Source organism: Methylomonas methanica, assembly GCF_001644035.1.
Lineage (GTDB): Bacteria > Pseudomonadota > Gammaproteobacteria > Methylococcales > Methylomonadaceae > Methylomonas > Methylomonas methanica_A.
Window position 1 is genome coordinate 1 of record NZ_LUUG01000065.1, and the last position, 23,534, is coordinate 23,534.

21 protein-coding genes are annotated in these 23,534 nt (G+C 52.3%); 4 read left to right on the forward strand and 17 right to left on the reverse strand.

Features of this window, described 5'->3' with window-relative positions:
• Positions 1–302: hypothetical protein (locus tag A1332_RS25635; RefSeq protein WP_197491438.1), on the forward strand; the 302-nt coding region annotated here is incomplete at its 5' end.
• A gap of 192 nt (positions 303–494) precedes the next feature.
• Here the strand turns inward: A1332_RS25635 and A1332_RS10355 are convergent.
• The 8 genes from A1332_RS10355 to hisC form a co-directional block, all read right to left on the reverse strand.
• Complete coding sequence (locus tag A1332_RS10355; protein ID WP_064008417.1) at positions 495–1,157, reverse strand: class I SAM-dependent methyltransferase; 663 nt, start codon at positions 1,155–1,157, stop codon at positions 495–497.
• 150 nt (positions 1,158–1,307) lie between these two features.
• Positions 1,308–1,661: a hypothetical protein gene (locus A1332_RS10360; protein ID WP_064008418.1), complete on the reverse strand. Its 354-nt coding sequence runs from the start codon at positions 1,659–1,661 to the stop codon at positions 1,308–1,310.
• Positions 1,662–1,856: 195 nt separating this feature from the next.
• Positions 1,857–2,993, reverse strand: a complete 1,137-nt coding sequence (locus A1332_RS26300; RefSeq protein WP_064008419.1) for a GGDEF domain-containing protein — start codon at positions 2,991–2,993, stop codon at positions 1,857–1,859.
• Between the two features lie 184 nt (positions 2,994–3,177).
• A complete protein-coding gene (locus tag A1332_RS10370; protein WP_064008420.1) occupies positions 3,178–3,729 on the reverse strand; it encodes a winged helix-turn-helix domain-containing protein in 552 nt (183 codons plus the stop codon).
• Positions 3,730–3,913: 184 nt separating this feature from the next.
• Positions 3,914–4,636, reverse strand: coding sequence for a cytochrome c1 (locus A1332_RS10375; protein ID WP_064008421.1), 723 nt, complete (start codon positions 4,634–4,636; stop codon positions 3,914–3,916).
• A gap of 3 nt (positions 4,637–4,639) precedes the next feature.
• On the reverse strand, positions 4,640–6,037 hold the full coding sequence (locus A1332_RS10380) for a cytochrome b (protein WP_064008422.1): 1,398 nt from the start codon (positions 6,035–6,037) through the stop codon (positions 4,640–4,642).
• Positions 6,034–6,633, reverse strand: coding sequence for a ubiquinol-cytochrome c reductase iron-sulfur subunit (gene petA, locus A1332_RS10385; protein WP_064008423.1), 600 nt, complete (start codon positions 6,631–6,633; stop codon positions 6,034–6,036). Before petA ends, A1332_RS10380 begins: the two co-directional genes overlap by 4 nt.
• Positions 6,634–6,781: 148 nt before the next feature.
• Positions 6,782–7,861: a histidinol-phosphate transaminase gene (gene hisC / locus A1332_RS10390; RefSeq protein WP_064008424.1), complete on the reverse strand. Its 1,080-nt coding sequence runs from the start codon at positions 7,859–7,861 to the stop codon at positions 6,782–6,784.
• A gap of 574 nt (positions 7,862–8,435) precedes the next feature.
• Here hisC and A1332_RS10395 point away from each other — a divergent pair.
• Positions 8,436–10,610 carry a glutamine synthetase III gene (locus A1332_RS10395; RefSeq protein WP_064008425.1) on the forward strand — a complete coding sequence of 725 codons (2,175 nt, stop codon included), beginning with the start codon at positions 8,436–8,438 and terminating at the stop codon, positions 10,608–10,610.
• A gap of 95 nt (positions 10,611–10,705) precedes the next feature.
• Here A1332_RS10395 and fae read toward each other — a convergent pair whose 3' ends face one another.
• The 5 genes from fae to A1332_RS10425 form a co-directional block, all read right to left on the reverse strand.
• Positions 10,706–11,257, reverse strand: a complete 552-nt coding sequence (gene fae, locus A1332_RS10400; RefSeq protein ID WP_064008426.1) for a formaldehyde-activating enzyme — start codon at positions 11,255–11,257, stop codon at positions 10,706–10,708.
• Positions 11,258–11,511: 254 nt separating this feature from the next.
• Positions 11,512–11,958: an ankyrin repeat domain-containing protein gene (locus A1332_RS10410; RefSeq protein WP_064008428.1), complete on the reverse strand. Its 447-nt coding sequence runs from the start codon at positions 11,956–11,958 to the stop codon at positions 11,512–11,514.
• 15 nt (positions 11,959–11,973) lie between these two features.
• Positions 11,974–12,654 carry a hypothetical protein gene (locus A1332_RS10415; RefSeq protein WP_064008429.1) on the reverse strand — a complete coding sequence of 227 codons (681 nt, stop codon included), beginning with the start codon at positions 12,652–12,654 and terminating at the stop codon, positions 11,974–11,976.
• On the reverse strand, positions 12,641–13,423 hold the full coding sequence (locus A1332_RS10420; RefSeq protein ID WP_064008430.1) for a 4Fe4S-binding leucine-rich repeat protein: 783 nt from the start codon (positions 13,421–13,423) through the stop codon (positions 12,641–12,643). Before A1332_RS10420 ends, A1332_RS10415 begins: the two co-directional genes overlap by 14 nt.
• Complete coding sequence (locus A1332_RS10425) at positions 13,424–13,978, reverse strand: flavodoxin (RefSeq protein ID WP_064008431.1); 555 nt, start codon at positions 13,976–13,978, stop codon at positions 13,424–13,426.
• A 564-nt stretch (positions 13,979–14,542) separates the two neighbouring features.
• Between A1332_RS10425 and A1332_RS10430 the strand changes: the two genes are divergently transcribed.
• Together A1332_RS10430 and A1332_RS10435 are read left to right on the forward strand one after the other, a co-directional pair.
• Positions 14,543–15,418, forward strand: a complete 876-nt coding sequence (locus tag A1332_RS10430; RefSeq protein WP_231890265.1) for a hypothetical protein — start codon at positions 14,543–14,545, stop codon at positions 15,416–15,418.
• A 179-nt stretch (positions 15,419–15,597) separates the two neighbouring features.
• On the forward strand, positions 15,598–15,975 hold the full coding sequence (locus tag A1332_RS10435) for a hypothetical protein (RefSeq protein ID WP_020484595.1): 378 nt from the start codon (positions 15,598–15,600) through the stop codon (positions 15,973–15,975).
• A 141-nt stretch (positions 15,976–16,116) separates the two neighbouring features.
• Here the strand turns inward: A1332_RS10435 and A1332_RS10440 are convergent, their stop codons facing one another.
• The 4 genes from A1332_RS10440 to dcd all read right to left on the reverse strand — a co-directional run bounded on the left by A1332_RS10440 (position 16,117) and on the right by dcd (position 23,478).
• The gene (locus tag A1332_RS10440; protein ID WP_064008433.1) at positions 16,117–18,540 is read right to left on the reverse strand and encodes an EAL and GGDEF domain-containing protein; all 2,424 of its coding nucleotides are present in this window, start codon (positions 18,538–18,540) and stop codon (positions 16,117–16,119) included.
• Between the two features lie 121 nt (positions 18,541–18,661).
• Positions 18,662–19,645 (reverse strand): glucokinase, encoded by a 984-nt coding sequence (gene glk / locus A1332_RS10445; protein WP_064008434.1) that lies wholly within the window; start codon positions 19,643–19,645, stop codon positions 18,662–18,664.
• An 8-nt stretch (positions 19,646–19,653) separates the two neighbouring features.
• Positions 19,654–22,911 carry a glycoside hydrolase family 15 protein gene (locus tag A1332_RS10450; protein WP_231890266.1) on the reverse strand — a complete coding sequence of 1,086 codons (3,258 nt, stop codon included), beginning with the start codon at positions 22,909–22,911 and terminating at the stop codon, positions 19,654–19,656.
• On the reverse strand, positions 22,912–23,478 hold the full coding sequence (gene dcd, locus A1332_RS10455) for a dCTP deaminase (protein WP_064008483.1): 567 nt from the start codon (positions 23,476–23,478) through the stop codon (positions 22,912–22,914). It lies immediately after the preceding gene.
• Positions 23,479–23,534: the final 56 nt, after the last annotated feature.

Here is a 23,534-nt window from a genome sequence, read left to right on the forward strand (position 1 = left end):
CAATCAATGAGGCAGAGCAGTTCAATTTCAAGGTTATCGATCCAAAATGGCAACAGCCCCCTAGTGATTTTATCGAAGAGTTATTTGCTTGCGTCAGTGACGCATTTCTTGGTGAAGCTATTTTTGGCCGCGCCTTTCAAGTTTTTCTCGGCAGCTTTTGCATCGCAACCGGCTTTAGCGGCAGTGATCTTGGCGTCTTTCTCGCATTTTTTGAGAAAGCTATTTTTGGCGGCGCCAGCCAGCTTTTTCTCGGTAGCTTTGGCGTCGCATGCTTCATCGGCCGCGTAAGCAGATTGGCTTAACAAAAATAAAGCTACTATTGCAAAAACAATCTTTTTCATTTTGGCATACTCCGAATCGGTTAATGAAGCGTTCATTCTATAGTAGCCGGGTTGTGGCTGGCATTAACAATCAAGCGAACAAAAATAATTTTGGATATTTCGCGGACTTCAATCTCAATGACTGTGCTTGAGAGTCTATCGGCCCGAAAAACATCAGCGCTTTAAGGCCAACGTCAGGCCGTCGGCTATGGGTAACAGGCTGATGGTGACCCTGGGATCGGCGTGAATTTTTTGATTGAGATCTCGAATCGCCACGGTATCCGCATCCTGGATGCTTGGATCGACAACCCGGCCATTCCAAAGCACGTTGTCTATCACCAGTAGCCCGCCAGGACGCAAAAGCGCTAACGATTGCTCATAGTAGCTGTCGTAATTGGCTTTGTCGGCATCGATGAAGGCCATATCGTAACTACCTGCATGGCCGGCGGCGATCAGACTATTCAAGGTTTCCAGTGCCGGTCCCAGCCGCAGATCGATCTTATCGGCGACGTTGGCTTGAATCCAGTAGCGGCGTGCCACATGGGTGAATTCTTCGCTGATGTCGCAGGCCGTGATCCTGCCTTCCGGCGGCAGCGCCAACGCTAGGCAAGTGGAACTGTATCCCGTGAAAACCCCGATTTCGAGAATTTTTTTTGCCCCTGTAAGTTCGACTAACAGCGCCATGAACTGTCCCTGCTCCGGTGCAATCTGCATGGCGCTGTGCGTATGCAGCGCTGTTTCTGCGCGGAGCTGCTTCAACACCTCGGGCTCTCGTAGCGAAGTCGAAAGAATATAGTCATAGAGGGTGTCGGTCACCAAAATACTCTTTATAGTCATAACAAATTTGAAGGGCGGTCAGGTACTGTTGGGAGGTAAACTACTGTAAATAGCCGTTCGAATAAAAGCGGGGACGCACGATTTTATCCCTTGTAAGTATTGTACGAGCAAACAGCCGCGTTTGATTTTCAAGCCAGCCGTTGTTCAGTCTCAACTCTGCAAGTCATTCTCGTCAATATGAAATTTATGCAGCATCCTGTGCGTGACAGGCGTTAGCAAGATGCCCATGATCGCAATGAATACCAGTCCACTGAAAAGCGCATAGGCCGACGCAAACAGTTTCGCTTCAGGGCTGGGTAGCGTATTGATTGGCCCCATACCGCCCAGAATCATGGAGGCCTCAAGAATGGAATCGATCCAGCCGAAATCCGCAATGTAGCGATAACCAAGGATGCCAACGCACAGTGCTATGCAAATAAGACCCACTGCCGCTAAAACGGACGCAGCCATTCTTTTTGCGAAAGCGGCTGGCGATGCCAGTTTTTCACTCTTACGTTCAAACATTTTAATCCTCAGTAAGCCAGCCACGGATTCTCGGAAACAAACAGTCATCCATTAGACCTTATATCCTGGTCAGGCTTGCTATGGTTGGATGGCAGAGTGTGCTTCACCGCAAACGCCGAAAAGCATGGTGTTGCATATCCCTTCATGTTTAGCAAGCACTTGAGTATCCGGCTGCCGGGGTAATCGACACGGAAACTATGTTGGCTGATCGGCTATTTTAAAATAGCCTTTGCCACTATTTTTGACCTGATACATAGCCGCGTCGGCTCGATGAATCAGATCGGAAACGTTCATGCCTTCGTAGGGAAACACACAAATACCGATGCTGACACCCAGACTCATATTATCCGGAATGTCTGGTATCGGCTGCGCTAGATGATCCAACAGCTTTGCGGCTAAGCGGCAGGCGGCTTCCTCGCTGTCTATATTCAGCGCCAGGATAAAAAATTCGTCGCCACCGATTCTGGCAACCGTATCGGCACCGCGTACTGCCGTGATCAGTCGCTGCCCCACCTCTCGCAACACATAATCGCCCACTCTATGAGTGAGGGTGTCGTTGATTGCCTTGAAGCCGTCGAGATCAAGAAAGAACCCGCAATGCGTGGAGCCGTTCCGTTGGGCCTCGGACATCGCCTGCGCAATACGGTCATACAGCAGATCACGATTCGGCAACCCGGTGAGGCCATCGTGAAGCGACCGGGTTAAATGGCGTTTCCGCTGCTCATCCAGCTCCCGCTCGCGCAAGAACAAAATTCTGTGTCCATGTTCAGCCAGGTATCCGGCCGAACCACCGATCAGGTTGGCCGAAATTATGAAAAAGTCATGGCTAACCAGTATATGCGACGGATAGGCCATATAGTTGCCGAACAGCAGGTTGTAGGCAAGGAGAAGTATCAGGTCGACGCCAAGCGCATAGATAAAACGCGTACCGACAAAGTTGTAAGTGTAAAACGTCACCAACACCATCATCGGGTAGTAGTACGGCGAGCTATCAAAAGGCAAGAGGATCTGCATGCAGATTAAGCCGACCCCAGCCGCAAAGCCTACGGCGGCTAATAGCAGGTGACATAACCCCGAAAACCACGGTGTAAATGTCACCATCATCACGAAGGTTGGCACGCACAGTGCCGTAAGGCGTGATTGCCAGACATCCTCAACCAAGTCCGGCGGCGCAAACCATTGATCAATAATGCCGCAGAGCAAGTAGACAAACATGCCCACGATCATGGCCATCCGGCCTTGATAGCGGGTGCGTTCGAACGTAGTCTGCAGAAAGGCCTGTTCTAATGTTTTGTCGTTGAACGAGAGCGTGAATGGGTTAATCAATGACATGTGATTAGGATAGGACTGAGTTCCCCCGAACTACTGATCGGGGGAACTCAGTCCCGCAGCCCAGACATTTCCTGGGCTGCGGGACTGAGTGTTTATGCCGGCCCGTTCGTCGCAGCGTCTGGCCTGGTCTCTGGGTAGAAGGTGAGGGGCCTCGCGGTGAGCGGTTTCCCCGGCATCAAAAATACTATCCCTTCAGCACTATCGTTTCGACTTGGTCTCCCCCTCTGGCGGACAGCGTTATTTTGTCCTCCTGAGCCAACCAACCGATACTTCTTTGAATGATGGCCTCTTCCTCTGGAAGCACATAGACTAATTTGGCAACCGGTGTCGCGCCGTTTTCAGCCAAATGATGCCAGATAACTCCAGCGGTCAAACCTATGCGTTCGTGCATGGAAATTACGACTGGTGCTGCCGTAACTGGCGCGGATTCCACGGTAGGCTCCACTTTTGCGGCTTTTGGCTTTGGATTGGCTTTTTTCGGTGCTGCTTTAGTCGGGGGCACTTCCGGCACATTTTCGATACTTTCTTGGGTAATCGGCGCCTCAGCAACTGTTTTAGCAGCTTTGGGCGTAGTAGTCGCTTTGGGCTTAGCATTGGTTTTGCCCGACGACGCTGAAGTTTCTTGCTTTGCTTTAGCCGGGACGGATTTGGTAGCGGTTTTTTTGGTCGCTTTCGCCGGAGCAGGCTTTTCAGTATTAGAGACTGGTGTTTCAGATGTTGGCGTAGTTTTTTTCATATTGGCTTTCGACGGTCAAGGATAGAGTTGTTTCCAGCGTTCGGGCTTAGCGTATTCCGTTACTGAGAGTTTAATCGAGATTTTAACCGGATTTACAAATCGATTGGTTTTTAAACAAACGGCCATAAAAAAACCGGTATCAGCTTAGCCGATACCGGTTTGATATTACGAGCCCAAGCTGTATTTAGTGTACGTCTTTCCAGTACTCTTTTTTCAACAGATAGGCCAGTGCGATAAACATCAGGATAAAGAACAACACGTATTTACCCATTTGCTGTCTTTCCAGCTGCACCGGTTCGCCGACGTAAACCAGGAAATTGACCAGGTCGTTGACCATTTTGTCAAATTCCTGAGGTGTCATTTGCCCGGGTTGATCCAGTTTCAGACCGGTAATCACGTCCTGGCCGTCGATTTTCTGCTTAATCGCCGACTGCGAACCTTGCAGTTGCCAGAACACGTTAGGCATACCCACATCAGGGAACACCACGTTGTTAACGCCCAAAGGCGATTTTCCCGGCTCTGTATAGAAGCTGCGCAGATAAGTATATAACCAGTCAGCGCCGCGCGAACGGGCAATCAGCGACAAATCGGGCGGCGTGGTGCCGAACCATTTTTCCGCGTCGTGCGCGTTCATCGCTGAATGCATTTGATCGTAAATGCCGGCCCCGAAAGGCGCCACCACTTTCAGAACTTCCGCTTCATCCAACTTCAGATCAATAGCGATACGTTTGTAGCGGATGTGTTTTGCCGAATGACAGCCCAGGCAATAGGTGACGTAGTATTTTGCACCGCGCTCCATCGCCATCGTGTCGTTCAGGTCGATATCGGCGCTATCCAGTTTGACGCCACTGCTAGCCAACACGTTGAAAGGCAGCAAAAACAAAAGAGTGTAGAGTATCTTTTTCATGGCTTAATCCAGGCTCTTTTTCAGGTTTTTTGCAAAACGAATCAATACGGCTGATATGCCGGACCAGTTCGGCCTTTTCTTGGTGATAGTACCGCCGATATTGTCGGGAACTTGGTGTACCTCAACCACTTCATCGACTAATGCCAGCAGAGCGGGAATGCGATCTTCCAGGCTTGGCTGCGTGGTCAGTCGATTCGGTACCGGTTTGGTTTTTTCCCAGCGGGTGTACAGCGGCATTAACAGGAAAAAGCCGAAGTAAACAGCGGTCAAAACCCGGGCAACAGTCGTCGCTCCTGGTGTGGCGGGTTGGGTTCCCAAATAGCCCAAGCCGACGAAGGCGATCACAAACAACGCCAGCGCTTTTTTGAACATACCGCCGCGATAACGGATGGATTTAACCGGGCTGCGGTCCAGCCAAGGCAGCATGAACAAGACCACTATCGCGCCGCCCATCGCAATCACGCCGGCAAACTTATCCGGTACCGCACGCAAAATGGCGTAGAACGGGGTGAAATACCAGACCGGCGCAATATGTTCCGGGGTTTTCAATGGATCGGCCGGGATAAAGTTGGCGTGTTCCAGAAAGTAGCCGCCCAATTCCGGCATATAGAAAATCACCGTCGCGAAGAAGAACATGAACACGCCGACGCCGACGATGTCCTTGACGGTGTAGTAAGGATGGAAGGGAATGCCGTCGACCGGATGTCCCCAGGGGTCTTTTGATTGCTTGATTTCAATGCCGTCGGGGTTGTTGGAGCCCACTTCGTGCAAGGCAACGATGTGCAGGAACACCAGTATCAACAATACCAATGGAACGGCGATAACGTGAAACGCGAAGAAGCGGTTTAAGGTGGCGTCGGAAACCACATAGTCGCCACGCACCCACAGCGACAACTCGTCGCCGATCACCGGAATCGCGCTAAACAGCGAGATGATGACCTGGGCACCCCAATAGGACATTTGCCCCCAAGGCAGCAGGTAGCCCATGAACGCTTCCGCCATCAGGCAAACGAAGATCAACATGCCGAAGATCCAAATCAGTTCGCGCGGTTGCTTGAACGAGCCGTAGATCAGGCCGCGAAACATGTGCAGATAGACAACGATGAAGAACGCCGAGGCGCCGGTGGAATGCATATAACGCACCAGCCAGCCCCAGTTGACGTCGCGCATGATGTATTCGACCGAATCGAACGCTAGTTTGGCGTCGGGTTTGTAGTTCATAGTCAGCAAAATGCCGGTAATGAACTGATTGACCAGTACTAACAGGGCCAACGAGCCGAAAAAATACCAGATGTTAAAGTTTTTGGGCGCGTAGTAATGCGCCATGTGTTCATTCCACAAATCGGAGAGTGGAAAACGCTCCAGCAGCCATTCGCTGCATTGATTCATTTTTTGCTTCATGCTGGGTTTGCCTCGCTTTCTTCGCCAACGACAATCAGAGTGTCTGTTTCATATCGATACGGCGGTATCTCAAGATTGGTAGGGGCGGGAACGCCGCGATACACACGACCGGCCAGATCGAACCAGGAGCCGTGGCAGGGGCAAAAGAAACCGCCTTTCCAGTCCGCGCCTAAATCGTTAGGGGCAATTTCCGGGCGAAACGTGGGCGAGCAGCCTAAGTGCGTGCACAGGCCGACAGCGACAAAAATTTCCGGCTTGATGGAGCGCAGCGGATTTTTGCTGTTCTCCGGCTGGAGTGACTCGTTGGACACCGGGTCAGCCAGTTTGCTGTCCAGTGTAGCCAGGGTCGAAAGCACCTCCGGCGTTCGATTCAAGACCCACACCGGTTTACCGCGCCAAGCCACCCTGATCAACTGGCCGGGTTCCATCTTACTGATATCGACATCGACGGGAGCACCGGCTGCCATGGCTTTGGCGCTGGGCTGCATTTGCGAGAGAAAGGGGACGGCCAAATAGCCGGCACCCACTGCACCAACCACCGACAGTGCCGAGGTCAGAAACTGGCGTTTGGAATGATCGACGCCTTCGTGGTTCATAAGTAACACTCCTGATGATGTGATGTATATCGCGATACATCGATTATTATAATTTTCAGCAAATATACCTTACTGTCCGTGATTATTGAAATTGTTCTTGCGACAGCGCTAGTCAAGGGTTTCAGGCCTTTGCGGATAGTGCGAATTATCACTTTAAAGCCGCTGCTAACGCGCTCAGAAAGGCTTGATTTTCTTCCGGTTTTCCGATGGTGACGCGCAGGCAATTGTGCAACAGCCCGCCTTGCGGGGACAGATTCTTGATCAACACGCCTTGCGATTTTAGCGAGGCAAATACGTCGTCTGCGGCTTTGTTAAGGGTGCGGAACAAAATGAAGTTAGCGGCGCTGGGGTAAGCTTGAACACCCGGCATTCCCTGCAAGGCTTGGAACACTAAAGTGCGCTCCCCGCGCAGCGTTTGGGTTTGCTCCAACAGAAACCCGCCATGATCCAAGGCAAAGCCGACCGTAATTTGAGTCAGGCTATTGATATTGTAAGGTAATCTTACTTTGTGTAACTGCTCCACTATAGCCGGTTCGCCGGCCAGAAAACCCAAGCGCAAGCCGGCCAGCCCCAGCTTGGAAACGGTGCGCATCACCAGTAAATTAGGATAATGTCCTAGTTCGCCGATAAAACTGGCGTCGGCAAACGGCGCATAGGCTTCGTCGACCACTACCAAGCCAGGGGCGATGGTGAGTATTTCCTTGATGGCTTCGGCATCGAACAAATTGCCGGTGGGGTTGTTCGGATAGGCGATAAAAATCAGGGCAGGTTGCGATTCGGCAATTGCTGTGCGCATGGCCGGCATGTCCAGCGCAAAACTGTCTGCCAGCAAAGGTACGCCTTGGTAGTGTAAACCCAAGCTTTGCGCCACTTGCTTGTACATCACGAAACCGGGTTCCGGTGCCAATACGGTGGCATCGGCGTTTAAAGCCATCAACAATATTTGGATAATCTCGTCGGAACCGTTGCCGAGCAGCAAGGCAGATTGCTCCGGAATGCCGTTTGCCCGGCGCAACGCGACTGCCAGCGTCTTGGCTTCCGGGTCCGGATAGCGGTTGATCGGGCAGGTCTTCAGCGCTTCCAGCCAGCGTGCTTGAATATCTTCCGGCCAGTTATAAGGATTTTCCATGGCATCGAGTTTGATGAAGTTGCTGGCATCGGCGACATGGTAGGCCGACATGGAAAGAACTTCGGAGCGGAACAGCGTTTCGAGCGGTTGGGTTGGCATGTAGTCAAACTCTGCGGAATTGGAACAAGCGGCATTGGTAGTAAACCCTAGCAAGCTGGGTTGGCCGCGAGGGCAAAAAATCGACGGATTTTAACAAAGCGGAGGACGAACGTATAACCTTGAAAACCAGCCTCTTGCGTCCCCGTTGACGCGAATCGCTCGCTGCGGTGCGGGCGTATACGGCGCGTGGATAATAACACTGCTTGCTGGGGGTGGCAAAGGGATTAGGGTGTAGGGCGGGCTGACATGCTGGGTTTAAAATCCTCCCATCCCGGTCATTTTTAAAACTGACATGCCGATTTGCCTTCTATTACGATGATGCGTCTCGCGCATAAACGGCGAACCGCCTCAACGGTATTGATTTGTCGCGCACTAAGTTTGTGCCGCAATTTCCTTATATTGCACTAATACAACTCACGGCCTCCGTCTTCGCTCCGCGTTAGCTACTTCATAAGCGCCGCAATTTCCTACAATCCCTGGAGCCGGGCTCACTCCGCTATCACCCCAAGCTTACTGGATTGATTATTGCTGCGGATTGTTTGATCGACATTAATCTTCAAACCAAGGCCAAGCTATGACTGGAAATACCGCGCGCGTGCAAGCTGTTCAAACTATCACTAATCGCCAACCCATGCCGACCAAAATGCCGGCACCGTTGGCCAGTTTATGGGCCAGTGATGTTTTTACCTTGAGTAAGATGAAGGAATGCTTACCCAAAGAGGTGTTTAAATCCTTAAAGAAAACCATCGAAGCCAGTACCGAGCTGGATGTTTCAATTGCCGATGTGGTGGCGTTGGCGATGAAAGACTGGGCGCTTTCAAAAGGGGCTCTGTATTACGCCCACGTTTTCTATCCCTTGACCAACGCCACCGCCGAAAAACACGACGGTTTTATTTCCGTGCAAAGCGATGGTTCAGTCATTTCCGAATTCAGCGGTAAAGTATTGGTACAAGGCGAGCCGGACGGCTCGTCCTTCCCGAACGGAGGCATCCGTTCCACCTTCGAAGCACGTGGTTACACCGCTTGGGACGTGACCAGTCCGGCTTATATCATGACCACCGACAATGGCGCGACGTTGTGCATCCCCACCGTGTTTATCTCCTGGACCGGTGAAGCGCTGGATAAGAAAACCCCTTTGTTGCGTGCCAATGCGGCAATGAATAAGGCTGCGCAGCGGGTGTTATCGTTGCTCGGTCACACCGACATTGCCCCGGTGAACTCCAGTTGCGGGGCTGAGCAGGAGTATTTTCTGGTTGATGCCAATTTCGTCGCCAATCGCCCGGATTTACTGTTGGCGGGGCGCACCCTGTTCGGCGCATCGGCTGCCAAAGGTCAGCAGTTTGACGATCATTATTTCGGTGCCATACCCGAACGCGTTCAGGTCTATATGCAGGATGTGGAAGAGCAGCTTTATCGCTTGGGGATTCCGGCCAAGACCCGCCACAACGAAGTAGCGCCCGGACAATTCGAGATAGCGCCGTTTTTTGAATCGGCCAACGTCGCCACCGATCATCAACAATTGCTGATGACTGTCCTAAAAAACACAGCCAAAAAGCATGGCTTGGTGTGTTTGCTGCACGAAAAGCCCTTCAAAGGCATCAACGGTTCCGGGAAGCACGTGAATTGGTCGGTCGGCAACGCCACCCAAGGCAACTTGCTTGATCCCGGCCATACGCCGCATTCAAATACTCAGTTCTTGCTGTTTTGCGGTGCTGTGATTCGCGGCGTGCATAAATTCGGTCCGCTGCTGCGTGCCGCGATTGCCACGGCCAGTAACGATCATCGCTTGGGTGCGAACGAAGCTCCACCGGCGATCATGTCGGTATATCTGGGTTCGCAGTTGGACAACGTGTTCGAGCAAATCAGTAATGGCGAGATCACCGGATCCTTAAACGCCGGGGTGATGGATTTGGGTATTAATACGCTGCCGGTGTTTAACAAAGACGCAGGGGATAGAAACCGGACCTCGCCGTTCGCCTTCACTGGCAACCGCTTTGAATTTCGCGCCGTGGGCTCCGGCCAATCGGTCGCCGGCCCCTTGGTGACGATGAACACCATGCTCGCCGACTCGCTGAATTGGGTAGCCGATAGCCTGGAAAGCCAATTAGGCAAAGGCCTTGATTTAGATACGGCCATCCTGAAAACCTTGAAAGAATTGATCGATGCCCACGGCGCGGTGGTGTTCGGCGGTAATGGCTATTCGGCGGAATGGCACAAAATGGCCGTGGAAGAACGCGGTTTACGCAACCTCAAAACCGCTGCCGACGCCTTGCCGGTGTTGAAGGAACCCGAGGTGCAAGCCTTATTCGAAACGCTGGGGGTATTGTCACCTGTCGAGCTCGCCAGCCGCTTCGAAATCTACGCAGAGCAATATGTGCTGGCCATTGAGGTAGAAGCCAAATTGGTGATCAGCATGGCCAAAACCGGTATCTATCCGGCCGCAGTGAAATACTTGGCAGATCTTTCTGCCACATTAATCTCGCTTAAAAGCCATGGTGTCGAACTGGGAAACGAGCGTCTAGTTTTAATTGCCGGGCTGCTATCGTCGATGATGGCGACCAGCGATAAACTCAGTGCAGCACTTGCCAAACATGATTTTGCAACGATTGAAGAACACATGCAGTTCTGCGCTAACACCATCCGGCCTTTGATGGATGAGGTGCGTCAATATGCCGATGGGCTGGAAGGGGAAATTGCGGATGAGTTGTGGCCGTTTCCTACATATCAGGAGATGTTGTTTATTAAGTAGGGTTGGCTTGATTGCGGATAGGCTTATGTAGCACTTCAATCAGTAGGTCAGGTCGCCGCGACAGCGGCTACCTGACGATATGCTTAGTTATACGCTTACCACTGCGACTCGCCAGTCTCCGGGTCGTACATTTCGTGGAAGATTTTGTGGCGGTTGGCTATCAGTTCGTCGATGCTCGGCGAGTTGCTCATCGCTCTGGAAATCGCCAGTTTCATGGCTTCGTAGTTGGTGCGATACAAATCCTTGCGGTCCAATTCGGGGTTAGTGGCGCAGGAGGGATCTATCCAGATCATGGCGATGATGCACAACTCGTTAGCTTGCAGGCGCGGAATAATGCCGTCGGCGACGCTATCAATCACCGCGTCGGCTACTGCGGACTGTACCGGGCCACCCAACAAGTTGACGTAAGCAGAGGATTTAATTGTGACCTTAGGCACCATGATGGTGGCCGGACGCACTTGTTGGTTGGTGGCGCGGATCGCAAACATGCGCGTGTGGCCTGCGGTTTGGCCCATCAGATTGGCAAAAGCATGACCGGCCGGGCCTTTGACGTCGCCAATCAGAATTTCCGGCATGGCGTCGGTGCCTTGCCCTTCGCTGGAAAATACGGTGGCTTCGCCGGTTCTAAACCAATAAGAGTCTGACATGGTGCGTCCTCTGAGTATGTTAGGAAAGGCCGCATTCTATGCCCAGGCTGGGCTTGCGGCAATAGGCGGGCTATCGGGCGCTGGGTTTAGGTTGGCGGTAAACAAACTGTGTTTGTTTGGGGCGGAGGGCTATTGGTGCATTCGATCCAGATACACGCAGGTGATATTGGTGAACCGTTAGACCACGCAGTGAATCCATTGTAGCCGCTGGACTCCCGCCTTCACGGGAGTGACGGTAATAATTTCCAGCTGCACTATACCTGCAAGGCTTTTACCGCACTACGCAACAACTGCAAACATTGGCGATTGGCGGCTAAATCCAGCGCGCTGAAATCGTCCTGCGTACTCAGTAGCGGATCGGCGCCGGCTTCAAGCAATTGCTTGACCACCGCGTGTTTACCGCTGGAGGATGCATAAGTCAACGCACTGGCACCGCTGGGATTTTGATAGTTAATATCGATACCGGCCTCCAGCAACAAGTCTATGCAATCGCCGGCTTCGGCAAAACATGCGGCCCAAAGCGCGTTGTTACCGTACGCATCCAGCGTGGAAAGATCTGCACCTTGCTCCAACAGATAGGTCAGCACATCGGTCCGGCCTTGTTGGGCGGACAGAATCAATGGGTGTTTGCCGTGCGGATTGAGGTCCAATTGAAAGCCGTTTTCCAGTAACCAGGCGTCTATTTCGGGAGTAATAGCCATGCGAGAGGGTGGGGTTTAGACCAGCGAGGGTCGGTGGAGTAAGGACAGATGGCCGACACCGGCGGTTTTCAGTTTGTCGGCTAGCTCGTGCCGGGCTAGTTCACCTTTGCCGCGCAGATACTTTAATTCGCTGCCGGTCAGCAAGGTGATGGCGATTAGCTTTATCTCCCCACCGGCAAGCGTTAAAGTTTTAGCGGGTTCGCTATTAGCCCCCAATAAGGCACCAATTTGGCCGCGGCCGTCCTTGATGTGATCGATAGCAAATTCCATCGATAGCAGTTCGCCGTTCAATAACCGTTCGCTTAAACGGGGGAAGCCGGCCAGGGTATGGCTGACTTCGGCGGTCAGCGGAAATAACCAGGTGTCGGCGAATTTGGCTAGTGGTGCATTCTCGGCGGCGCCGGAATCCGGGCTTTCGATAAACACTTCCAGGCCCAGGCCGGTTTCCGGTCTGTCACGTTCCACCCAAGGATCGGAAAGGCCGTCGGAGAGCACACAGGCGTTTTGGCCGTGCCGCGCAGCCAGCCAAGCGGCCCCGGCCGGCCATTCCGGGCCGTCGCTCATCGGTCCCATCAAGGAGGTCAGGGCGGCCAAGTCGGAGCCTAGACGTTCTTTCAATGCTTGGTGTCGAGATTCGGTCGCCATCCGCAGGCGGTCCGCATAGGTCAGGCCGACGATGTGTTCAGTCTGCGGCATGCGCGGCCTCCATCGCCAAGGCTTCCCAGCGCTCGCGAGCGGTAAAGCTGACTTCTTCGTCGGCGTCGTCGAGCATCTGTTTAAGTAGTTCCGGCTCGGCGCGCAGCGCCACTTCATAGCGTACGGTCCAGTCTTCGTCCTTGCTCATCATGGCTAGGTCGTCAACCTCCATGCGCTGGGCGACGATGCGGCGGATGTTCACTTCCTGATCGTCGGCCATCAAGCCCAAGCTCACACTGGGTATACGTTCCGCGACGGTGCGCCTTACTTCGTTATCCGGGTCGGCGACCAATCGGAACAAGCGGCCCTTGGGCAAGCGTTTAGCAACGTAAGCGCGTACTAGATAATCCGGATCGTTAGCCATTAGTTCGAGCTGGCTTTCCGGCAGGCGGTCGGCCACGGTCACTCTCACTTCCCGGTCACTGTCCTGGCTTAATTCCAGCAGCCATTCCACTGGCACACGATAAGCCAGTACCCGGCGTACGGCTTCGTCGGGGTCGGTTAGTAAGGGGCGTAAATGATTGGTCGGCAAATACTGGGCCGCAATGGCGCGCCGTTCCCAGAAAGGATCTTGGGTGTAATTTAACGCGTAGACCGGGTGAGCTTTGAAAAACCGGTCGATTTGTCGGCCGCTTTCCGCTACCACGCAACGGTCACCCGGTTTGCAGGTGCCGGTGGCCAGTAAAGTATCCCGGTAAGCGCAGTTTGAGCAGTCGGCTAACGGGGTTAAATCTAGGGAGTCCCGCTCCTCTATGGATGAGGCCAACATTTAGGCGGCCTCCGCCAAGACCGGCAGCAACTGAGGCGTGACTTGCGCCAGCCAGACTCTGATGCGCTCGTCGGTCAAATGCGGTTGACCGCGTTGGTCCAGTACCAGACCGACGAATTGATCGTCGATCACCGAGTCGGAATGTTCGAAGGTATAGCCTTCCGTGCTCCAACGGCCGATCATCTCGGCACCGAATCCGTAAAATACTCGGTAAAGCTGGATCAGGGAGCTGGCGAAGCGCGAGGCATAGCGTTCTTGATGGCCCAAGCCGAATAGCGCGATGCGTTTGCCGGAAAGATCGACGCCATCCAGGGTGGGGACGAATTCCTGCCAGCTGCGCTCCTGGCATCCGGCTCCCAGACCGGGCAAGTCGCCTATGCCGTAGCTCGGAGTGCCCAAAATAAGCGCGTCGTATTGCAATAATTCTTCTGGTTTGACTCTATTGATATTTTTGGGCTTGTCGGCCAGCTCTTCGCCCAACAAGCTGAAAATCTTTTTTGCCACTAGCCGGGTGCTGCCGGTATCCGTTCCGAAAAAAATGCCGATTTTGCTCATAAATCACCTGTGATCGAGAGTGCGGGATAAGGCTTGTGCAGCCGTTTTAAACTTCTCAGCAAATTTTGATCCAGATTCAAAAATAACCGGCTTATCTAATTTTTTTGTTTTAGATCAGTTAGATAGGTATTTTTACCGTATTTTCCGGTTGAGGTCTGTGCAGGCATGTCTACAATTGCAGGACGGATGGGGTGATTTGTGACACAGCTACCCGCATTACCCGTTAGGTTTAGGGGGGATTGTTAGTGTCAAGATGCGGCTCTCCAACGGACGCGATGGGGTACCCGTTTGCAGCCGTGGCGATGTCTGCCGCGATTGAAATGCGCCGGTTTTCTCCTAAAACGGCATGGGCTAAACGCCTGTTTTAGCGCAAGCTGATTAAGCGGTTATTCTGTCCAGCCAAGTAAATTAATTACCGTAATAAACATTCAAGGACGCCTTATGGCAATTCTGCGCTGTAACAATTGTGCCTATTTACGCGAAGTGCCGAATGAACATGTGGGCAAAACGGTTAAATGCCCGGTTTGCGAACAAGCATCGGCAATTCACGATACCGTGGTTTTTGTGAAGAAACTGATTGATAAATACGGCGTGTTATTGGGCAAATATCGGGAGTTAGAGCAGGCGGGGAATCCCGTGGCGGAAATTTCGCGATCCGATATGCGCTTGCATAAAGACGAAGAGGTGGATTTGCATAATACTGCGGTGATGAGCAACAGCATGCAATACAAGCCTATTATCAGCTGGTTCGAGCGTAAGAATGTTCAGGTCGAAGTAAATCATAATGCCTTGGATACGCAAGGTTTTTATGATGAAGTGGCGGTTGAGTTGGGCGATAACTTTCCGCTGTTGCAGGATGTGCTGGATAAAATTAGAAAAGCCCAGAGAAATAACTACGCATCGGTAGTTTTGAATTTAAACGATTACAGTCAAAATCAAATTAAAACCATTACCGGTTTTTGTAAAAACCTGTATGAGTTCTCATTTGTTGCCAAGTATTTTTATAATAAAAATGAAAAGAGAGTCCATCTTACTTTACAGAGTATGTCGGCCATCGTCGGGTTTTTTAATGGCGAGTGGTTGGAATGGTATGTGTTTATGAAATTGCTGAAACACTTCTACGAAAGTAAAGGACTTTTCTCTTGCTTAAGAAGCTTTAATATTCAGTTTGCCAACGAAGATAAATATGAAGTGGATGTATTTTTTCTAATTAACGGGCGTATACCGGTATTTATAGAATGTAAATCCGGAGAATTTCGTTCTTTTATCGAAAAGTACTGCAAAATGCGGCGCAGACTGGATATCGCCAAGGAAAACTTTCTGTTACTGGTCTTGGGTGTTAGTGATGAGCAGGTGTTGGGGTTAACCAAAATGTACGATATTACCTTCGTCAATGAGACGGGGTTTATCAAACACATTGCCGAGCTGACGGCGCAATAATCAATACCGTTTTTCGTTTGTGGGAATTGAGTTATTTTTCCCGGTTTTGCTGCTATTTTCAGAATCTATGGTAGTATGAAAAGGCTTTGAGCAAGCAACCGGATTAAAATATACAGTCATAAATTTGTAATTTTAATGTGGTTTAAAAAAACACTTAAATATCAATTGATAGGATTTGTATGAACACAGTAAAAAAAACCTTGGCTTCATTTTTGGTGATCGCCGCAGCATTGGTTTCCACATCAGCTAATGCAAACAGCGCTGGCGACGCCAAAGTTCGTGCAGCCGGTGAAGCTACCGTTGCCAAAGTAGAAGAAGCTGTAAGTTTGCTGGAAAAAGGCGACAAAGAAGGCACTTTGAAAGCGCTGGGCGATGTTCGTCAGTCACAAAAAGAGTTCCGCTACGAGCAAACCGAGCGTTTGCGTCAAAGAGCTGGTGACAAACTGAAAGTTGCCCGCGATGAGATCGAAAAAGGCGACGCCAACGCCTCAGCTAGCTTGAAAGCTACTCTGGAACTTTACAAAGAAATGATGAAAGTTTATAGCGCCGCTCACTAAGGACGCATCTAGTCAATCCAGTCAGGATTGATTAACGGCTGCCACCGGAAGACGTGTTTTCTCGGTGGCTCCCAACTAAATAGTTTTCGATGTTCATGCCTGCTTGGCATCCTTTCCGTTATTCTCTCAGCTGCTGATTTTTTAAAGTTTACAGTCGGCAAACAATCTCTCAAATTCCTGAGCTGGTAACGGCTTTGCGAACAAATAGCCTTGTCCGAAATCGCAACCAGCAGCGGTAAGCAATTCGCGTTGGCTTGAGGTTTCTATGCCTTCGGCAATCACTTTTATTCCCAGTTTGTGAGCCATCACGATGATCGCCTCGCATAAGGCCATGTCGTCGGAACCGATCGCCAGATTGCGGACAAAGCTCTGATCTATTTTCAGATAATCGATGTCGAACTTTTTTAGATAAGACAGCGAGGAATAACCCGTGCCGAAATCATCCAGAGACACCTGAATACCGGCGTCGCGGAACGAAAGCAGTTGCTCGGCTACGCTGCTATTGGCATCCAGTAGCAGGCCTTCGGTAATTTCGATGACGACGCTTTGCCCCGATAGACTCAGCGCTTCCAGGCGATCCAGCCAATCGCGATGACTGTCGCGTTCATTCCGAAACTGTACCGGCGACTTATTAATACTGATCTGGAATTTTTCGTGTATCGATTGACGCCAGCGGCTGGTCTGCTCGGCGGCTTCCTGAAAAATCCAATTGCCTATACTGCTGATCAAGCCGGTTTCTTCGGCAATCGGAATAAAATCCGCTGGGCTGATCAGGCCGCGCGTCGGATGTTGCCAGCGGATCAGCGCTTCCGCTTTACGCACCGTATTGGTGGCCAGTTCGACGATGGGTTGGTAACACAAATAAAACTGCTGCCCGGCAAGGGCCAATCTTAAATCGTTGCTTAGCCGCAGCCGCGCCTGCGCGGATTCCTGCATGGTCGGGATGAAGAAACAATATTGATTCCGGCCCTGGCGCTTGGCGGCATACATTGCCTGGTCCGCATGTTTTAACAGGGATTTCAGGTTGTCGGCGTCGTCCGGGTAAAAAGCGATGCCGATACTGGTGGAGATATAAGCAATTTCGTTACCCAGCTGAAAACATTCGGTCATTTTCTGCAAAAGGTTGCCGGCGATGCGCTCGGCATTGGCTGGATCGCCGACATCGCTCAGGATCACAGTAAACTCGTCTCCGCCCAGGCGGGCCACGGTATCGGTTTCGCGCACGCTGGCTAAAATGCGGTGTGCGGCGATTTGCAGCAACTCGTCACCCATGTCGTGACCAAGGGTGTCGTTCACTTCTTTGAATAAGTCCAGATCGATAAACAACAGGGCCAGGCGTTTGTGTTCGCGGTGGGCTTTTTTGATGTCTTGACTCAGTCGGTCGTAAAACATACGCCGATTCGGCAATTGGGTCAAAGGGTCGAAATTAGCTTGTTGCCAGATGACGCCTTCGGTTTTTTTCTTTTCGGTAATGTCGGAAAACAATGCCACCCGGCGCTGCATGGTTTGCTGGGCATCGAAGATGGTATTGATGGTCAACCACTTGGCAAACAACTCGCCGTTTTTACGTTTGTCCCAGATTTCGCCCTGCCAACTGCCCTTGCTATGAATGGCTTGCCACATGGCTTCGCTGTGGCCGCCGGTGTTTAAAATGCCTATGTGTTTACCGACGACTTCATCCGATTGGTAGCCGGTAATGGTGGTGAACGCGGCGTTGATTGTCAGAATGCGGTCGTCCGAGTCTGCCAACAACATCGCTTCGCTGCTGTTTTGATAAATCAGTGCGGCCTGTTGCAGAGCTTCTTCGATGCGCTTGCGTTCACTGATGTCGCGAGCGATAGCCAGGTTATAGCCGACGTTGGCGTATTCGAAATAATTGGCAACCACTTCTACCGGGAACAGCCGGCCATCCTTAGTTTTGTGGATGGTTTCCAGCTTGTTCGAGCGCTTAATTTTCAGTTCTGCCCAATGCGCGGCCCAGACATGGCGTGGAAAGCAAGGGTCTACATCGAATACGCTCATCTGCAACAACTCTTGATGACTATAGCCCAAGGCCTTGCAAGATTGGTTGTTGATGTAGACGAATCCAGCGTTCTCAGTGATCAAATAAGCGCTGTCATGCATCTGGTCCATACCAAAGCTTAATTGGGCCAAACGTTTGCGGGACGTTTTTTGTTCGGTGATGTCTCGAAAACTCCAGACCCGGCCAGCCGGTTGGCCGTCCAAATATTGCGGTTGGCAATAGCTTTCAATAAAGCGGCCGTCTTTAAACTCCAGTTCACTGGCGTGCCGTTGTTTGGGGTTTTTATAAATCTCCTCGATACGGCTGAGGAAGGCTGGTGGGTCTTTCAACAGCTTCAAGGCATAGCTCAGCGATTTTTCATCGTCGCCGATCTGTAAAGAGCCTGCCGGGATGCCCCAAATCCGCATGAATTGGGGGTTGAAGGTCGCGATTTTGCCGAACAGATCGACTACCAATATAGCGTCGGTGCTGGAGTCGAGCGCGGCTTGAAGTATGGATAGCGATTTTTGCAAACTGGCTTGTTTCTGCTTGGATTGGACCATGTCTCGGCTACGCTGCTAGTACGTAAATGCTAGCAAAGGCTTATATTCAAAAAGGTTGCCTGATAAGCCTAGCCGATTCCGCCGCTGCCTGCCCCATTTTATGTCGATCAATACGAAATGCTTATTGCGCGGCAAAATAATACATCGCACCCAGCAAGGGGGTGCGCGGATTCAAAGCCAACTTGACCGATAATTTGGCGAGCATAGGCTGAAACCGGCCTTTGGTAACAAAAGCGTGCATGAATTCCCCGGATTCCAGCACCGATCTGATTTTCGGACCAATGCCGCCGCCTATGAACACGCCGCCGGTAGCAAAAGCTTTCAAGGCCAGATTGCCGGCCTCCGCGCCGTAAAGCTCGGCAAACAAGCGCACGGTTTCGCGGCACAAGGGATCTTCGCCGTCCACGCCCAAGCGCGAAATCAGCGCATTGCGATCAACGCCGCGGGCTTCGGTGGCGGCGGGTACAGCGGGACAGGGCGGGGCGAAGCGCATATCGGCAAGAAAATCGTAGATATTGCTGAAGCCGATACCGGATAAAACCCGCTCACAGCTGACATGGTCCGGATAGCGGCTGCGCAAATAAACCAGCAGTTGATCTTGTTGCGGGTTTTGCGGTGCAAAATCGCAATGACCGCCTTCGGTGGCAATCGGATGATATTTTTCGCCGTCCCAATGCAGCATCGCTTCGCCGAGACCGGTGCCGGCGGCGATTACCGCGATATTGCCGGTTTGCGGCTCGGCGTTGGGATTGAGTTCGATAAAGTCCTGTTCCTGCAAGTGCAGCATGCCGATTGCCATCGCTTCCAGGTCGTTCAACAATTTCACCCGTTCGGTGCCGAGCCGAATTTTGAGTTGCTCACCATCCAGTAGCCACGGCAGGTTGGTGGTTTGGCAGCGTTGATTGACGACCGGGCCGGCGATGCCGAAACAGGCCGATGTCACCGTTGGGCTGTCGCACAGAAATAGATCCAGAATTTCCTCAAAAGTCTGAAATTCGCCGCTGGCAAAGGTTTGTTCCTGCAAACAGCTCAGCGTGCCGTCGGCTTGTCTGTCGAGTAAGGCCAGAACCGTTTTGGTTCCGCCGATGTCGCCGGCTAGAATCATATGCGTCCTCATGAGGTTGGGGTGGCGTTGTTGAGCAGGTGAATCAAGGCATCGAGTATCGCGTTGGCCAGTGCATGCGGCGGCAACTGGTAAAACGCCTGCCAAGCCAGCGATACGCATTCTTCGTAATGGTCGCGGTATTGCGGATGCTGCTGTAGCCAGCTGATTCTGACAGCATGGCCGATTAAAATATCCGTGACCAAGGTGTCGTCGATGTAAAGGTCGGGATAATCGCGGACGATGGACGCCAACGCACGCAACGCTTCCACGCTCAATTGCCGATACACCGGCGCCTGAATTTTGTTCAGAATATGGTTGATATGCAGCCTAAAGCTCTGCTCGCCGGCGGTCATTTGCGCCAGCATGATTTCACTATCAATCCGGCGTTTACTGTTGTATTTTTCGCCGACCATCAGGCCCTTGCAATGATGCAATAAGTCCCATACGCCGGCGAAAAATACCTCGTTCTCGCGGCCGACGCTGCCTTGCTGTTCGCGCCAGGCGTACCAGTCGTCAGCGTCGCCTCGGTCTTTCGGATTCATCGACTCGGGAAAACGCGCCGCCGTCAGATCGCGGTGCGGGCCTTCGCAGTTAAGGGTTTCCACCTGGCCGAGCTGGTTTTCGCTGTTGTTGTAATCTTCCAGCGTTTCTTGCAGCAACTCCGCGACTTGATGCGGTGGCAGCGACAAAATGTCGCTGAAAGCTTGGTCCAGCGAGGTGCTGGTCAGGCGTTTTTGTCGAGCAATGATCAATTGCAGGATATGGCCGACTCGAATAGTGTGCATATCGGCGAACAGTTCCGGCTTTAACTTGATCAGCATCCCCAAGTAGATAATTAATTCCTGGATGATGATCTGCTGGCTGCTGTCGTTGGGGTTAAAGGTGCGGATGGTATCCAGGATTTGCCAGGAGTCGGTCGGTCTGCGCAAGGTAGCCTTGCCGCTGTAGGCGCGGCCCACGGTCAAGCCGTGTTGGCGGACCAATATTTCCGTGGCGGCTTGTTCCAGATTGATGTCGTACTTACCCACTAAGCCGGCGCAACGCCTTACGATATACCAGGCATGGCGGTCACCCGCGCGGACATAAACTTCTTCCAGTAAATCCCGCACTAAGCAAGGTAAGCCGTCGCCATTGCGTAAGCCGGTATCGTGATCAAGGCCGTGGCGTTGGCAGAGCAAGGCCAGTGCTTCCAATTGCGCATGCAGGTTGGGATTGTTTTGCAATTGCGCGAGTAGTTGCGCGTCGTCGCCGATTTCCCATTCCGTCAACACGAAGCTGTCCAGCGCTTGCGGGGCTTGGCCGTCGAAGGCCAGTAAGTTGGCGAACGGCCGTTCCACTTCCTCCCAGCAGGCTTCGGAAAAAGTAAAATCGTGCAGATAGCCGATTTTTTCCCGGCTGGAGGTTTTCACAAAATCGGTCAACAGCCCCAGTTTTACCGGCGTGCCTTGCACATTGCCTTCACGCAGTTGGTCGATAAAACCCAGCAAAACTTGCCGGTCTTCATTGCCCAGCATGTTGTGCTTGATATTGATGACCAGCAAGGGTTGAGCGGGATTGTCCCAATGGCGGCTGATGTAAGCCAATTCCATGCGCAGGCGTTGAATCAGCAACTGGTTGTCCATCGCAATGTAGAAGCCCTTTTGGTTCATGAACTGCGGTAGAAATAATAGGGGTTCGCCTGCCAGGACATAGAGTTTGGAGGTAGCCAGCGTGCGTAATTGCCTCAGCGGTCTGCCGCTCAGGCCGATGCGGTCATTGCGGCCGACCTGGGTGTAGGCGTCGGCCAATTCGCTGGCATCGCGGACTTGAATAGGCGCAATCTCGGTTAAGGTTTGCGAAGGAATGCCGCGGCCGCGCAGCTCGTCTTGTACCTGTTCGTCTTCGGCTAGCAGGGCAATCTGCAAGGTGGAATCGGGATACAGGCGGGTGGCCTTGTAGCGTCCCAGCGGATCGATGTCGTCCAGGCTGATCAAGCCGTCTTGCAGCAAGCCACCCAGGATATACAAGCTTTGCGCCCAGACCAGCGGCACGTTTTCGTTAGGGACGCGGGTTTGGCTGTGCGGGTGGCGTTTTTCGGCGTCGATAGCACTGTTCGGGACGATGTAAAGCTCCGGCAGCAACCATTGGCCGTTTTGCTCGACCAGCAGATCTTCCAGGCGGCGTCGATAATCGCAGACGCCGTCGGTATCGCCGGCAAACAGTTTGTTCAGCAATAAATAGCAGAAGAACAGCGGCCATTCGCATTCGATATCCATGAATTGTTTCAACTCATTGGGTTCGTAGTGCAGGCGCTGATGATCTTCGATCACGGTTTGATGACCGTCCAGCAGGAAGCGCTTGCAGCCGCAGCGGCCTTGTAGTTTGTCGACGATCAGCGACTCGGTTCTTTCGCGCAGCGCTTTGTTGTCCACCGCGAACGCCGGAAAACCGGTGACGCTCAGCACTGCCGAATCGACTTCTTTGGAGATGGATTCACGCGGCAGCAGGGCTTCCAGGGTAATGCGGGTGCGAGCGATGTCGTCACTGATCACATGGATGATCGCAGTCTGGCCGCCGTCCTTGCCGAACAGATTACAGCCGGACATCGCTTCCAGCGCCGCCTTGGCCATGCCTATCGAACTGGCGTTCAATTCGGCCAGACCGTGATTCATTTTATTGCCGCGTTCCCAGATGCCGTAGTCCGGCGTGCGATAAGCCCGACTGACGTAATGCACCAGGTTTTGCACGAAATTAACTTCGTCGATGCTGAACACAATCCGTAAGCCCGAGGCGGTCATCTGTGCCAGCATCAGCAGGAACAAGGAGGTGGCGTCTAGTTGCAAATGGCCCCATTCGCTGTCGCCCACCACCACTTCACCGCTATTGGTTTTGTATTTGGCGTGCAGCGCATCCAGCGGGTCCTGGCTGTGCTTGAATTTTTCGACTTTCGCCGCTTGCCTCATCATCGCCGTTAACAGGCCGCGCATCAATTTGACGACGCTTTGCTCCAGTAGATAGGTGCGTTCTTGTTGGCCGTCTACCTTGCGGTATGCCAAGCCCAAGCCCCAGGCCGCCAAAATGCTGTAGACATTGTCGCGCACCCAGGCATCGGTGTAATTGCCGTGGGTGGTGACGGCGGTGCTGGCCGGTAGCAAGCCGCTAATCCAGTCCTGGCGCTTGAGGATGATGTCTTGAACTTGCTGATAATACTGGTCGAGCGTCTCGGTTTGACTGGTCGGCATCATGTATTTAATGGATTGTGAGGTGGCGTTTAAAGAATTGGGCACTCAAGCCTTGGGCAAGGTAACTCCGGTTTGGCCTTGGTATTTGCCGCCGCGATCCTTGTAAGAGGTTTCGCAGACTTCGTCGCCGCCGAAAAACAGCATTTGCGCGACGCCTTCGCTGGCGTAGATTTTTGCGGGCAGTGGGGTGGTGTTGGAAAATTCCAGCGTCACATGACCTTCCCATTCCGGTTCCAGTGGGGTGACATTGACGATAATGCCGCAGCGCGCGTAGGTCGATTTCCCCAGACAGATCACGAGCACATCGCGCGGAATCCGGAAAAACTCCACGGTGCGCGCCAGCGCAAACGAGTTGGGCGGAATAATGCAGACATCGGATTTCACATCCACAAAGCTGCCTTCGTCAAAGTCTTTGGGATCGACGATGGTGGAATTGATGTTGGTGAAGATTTTAAATTCGTTGGAGCAACGGACGTCGTAGCCGTAACTGGAGGTGCCGTAAGAAATGATGCGGCCTTGCGCGGATTCACGGACTTGCCCGGCCTGAAACGGCTCTATCATGCCGTGTTGCTCGGACATGCGGCGAATCCATTTGTCTGATTTTATGCTCATGTTGCTGGTTGGGTAGGGAAAAATAACAGAGCGTCCAAAATAGCATATTAGGGCGG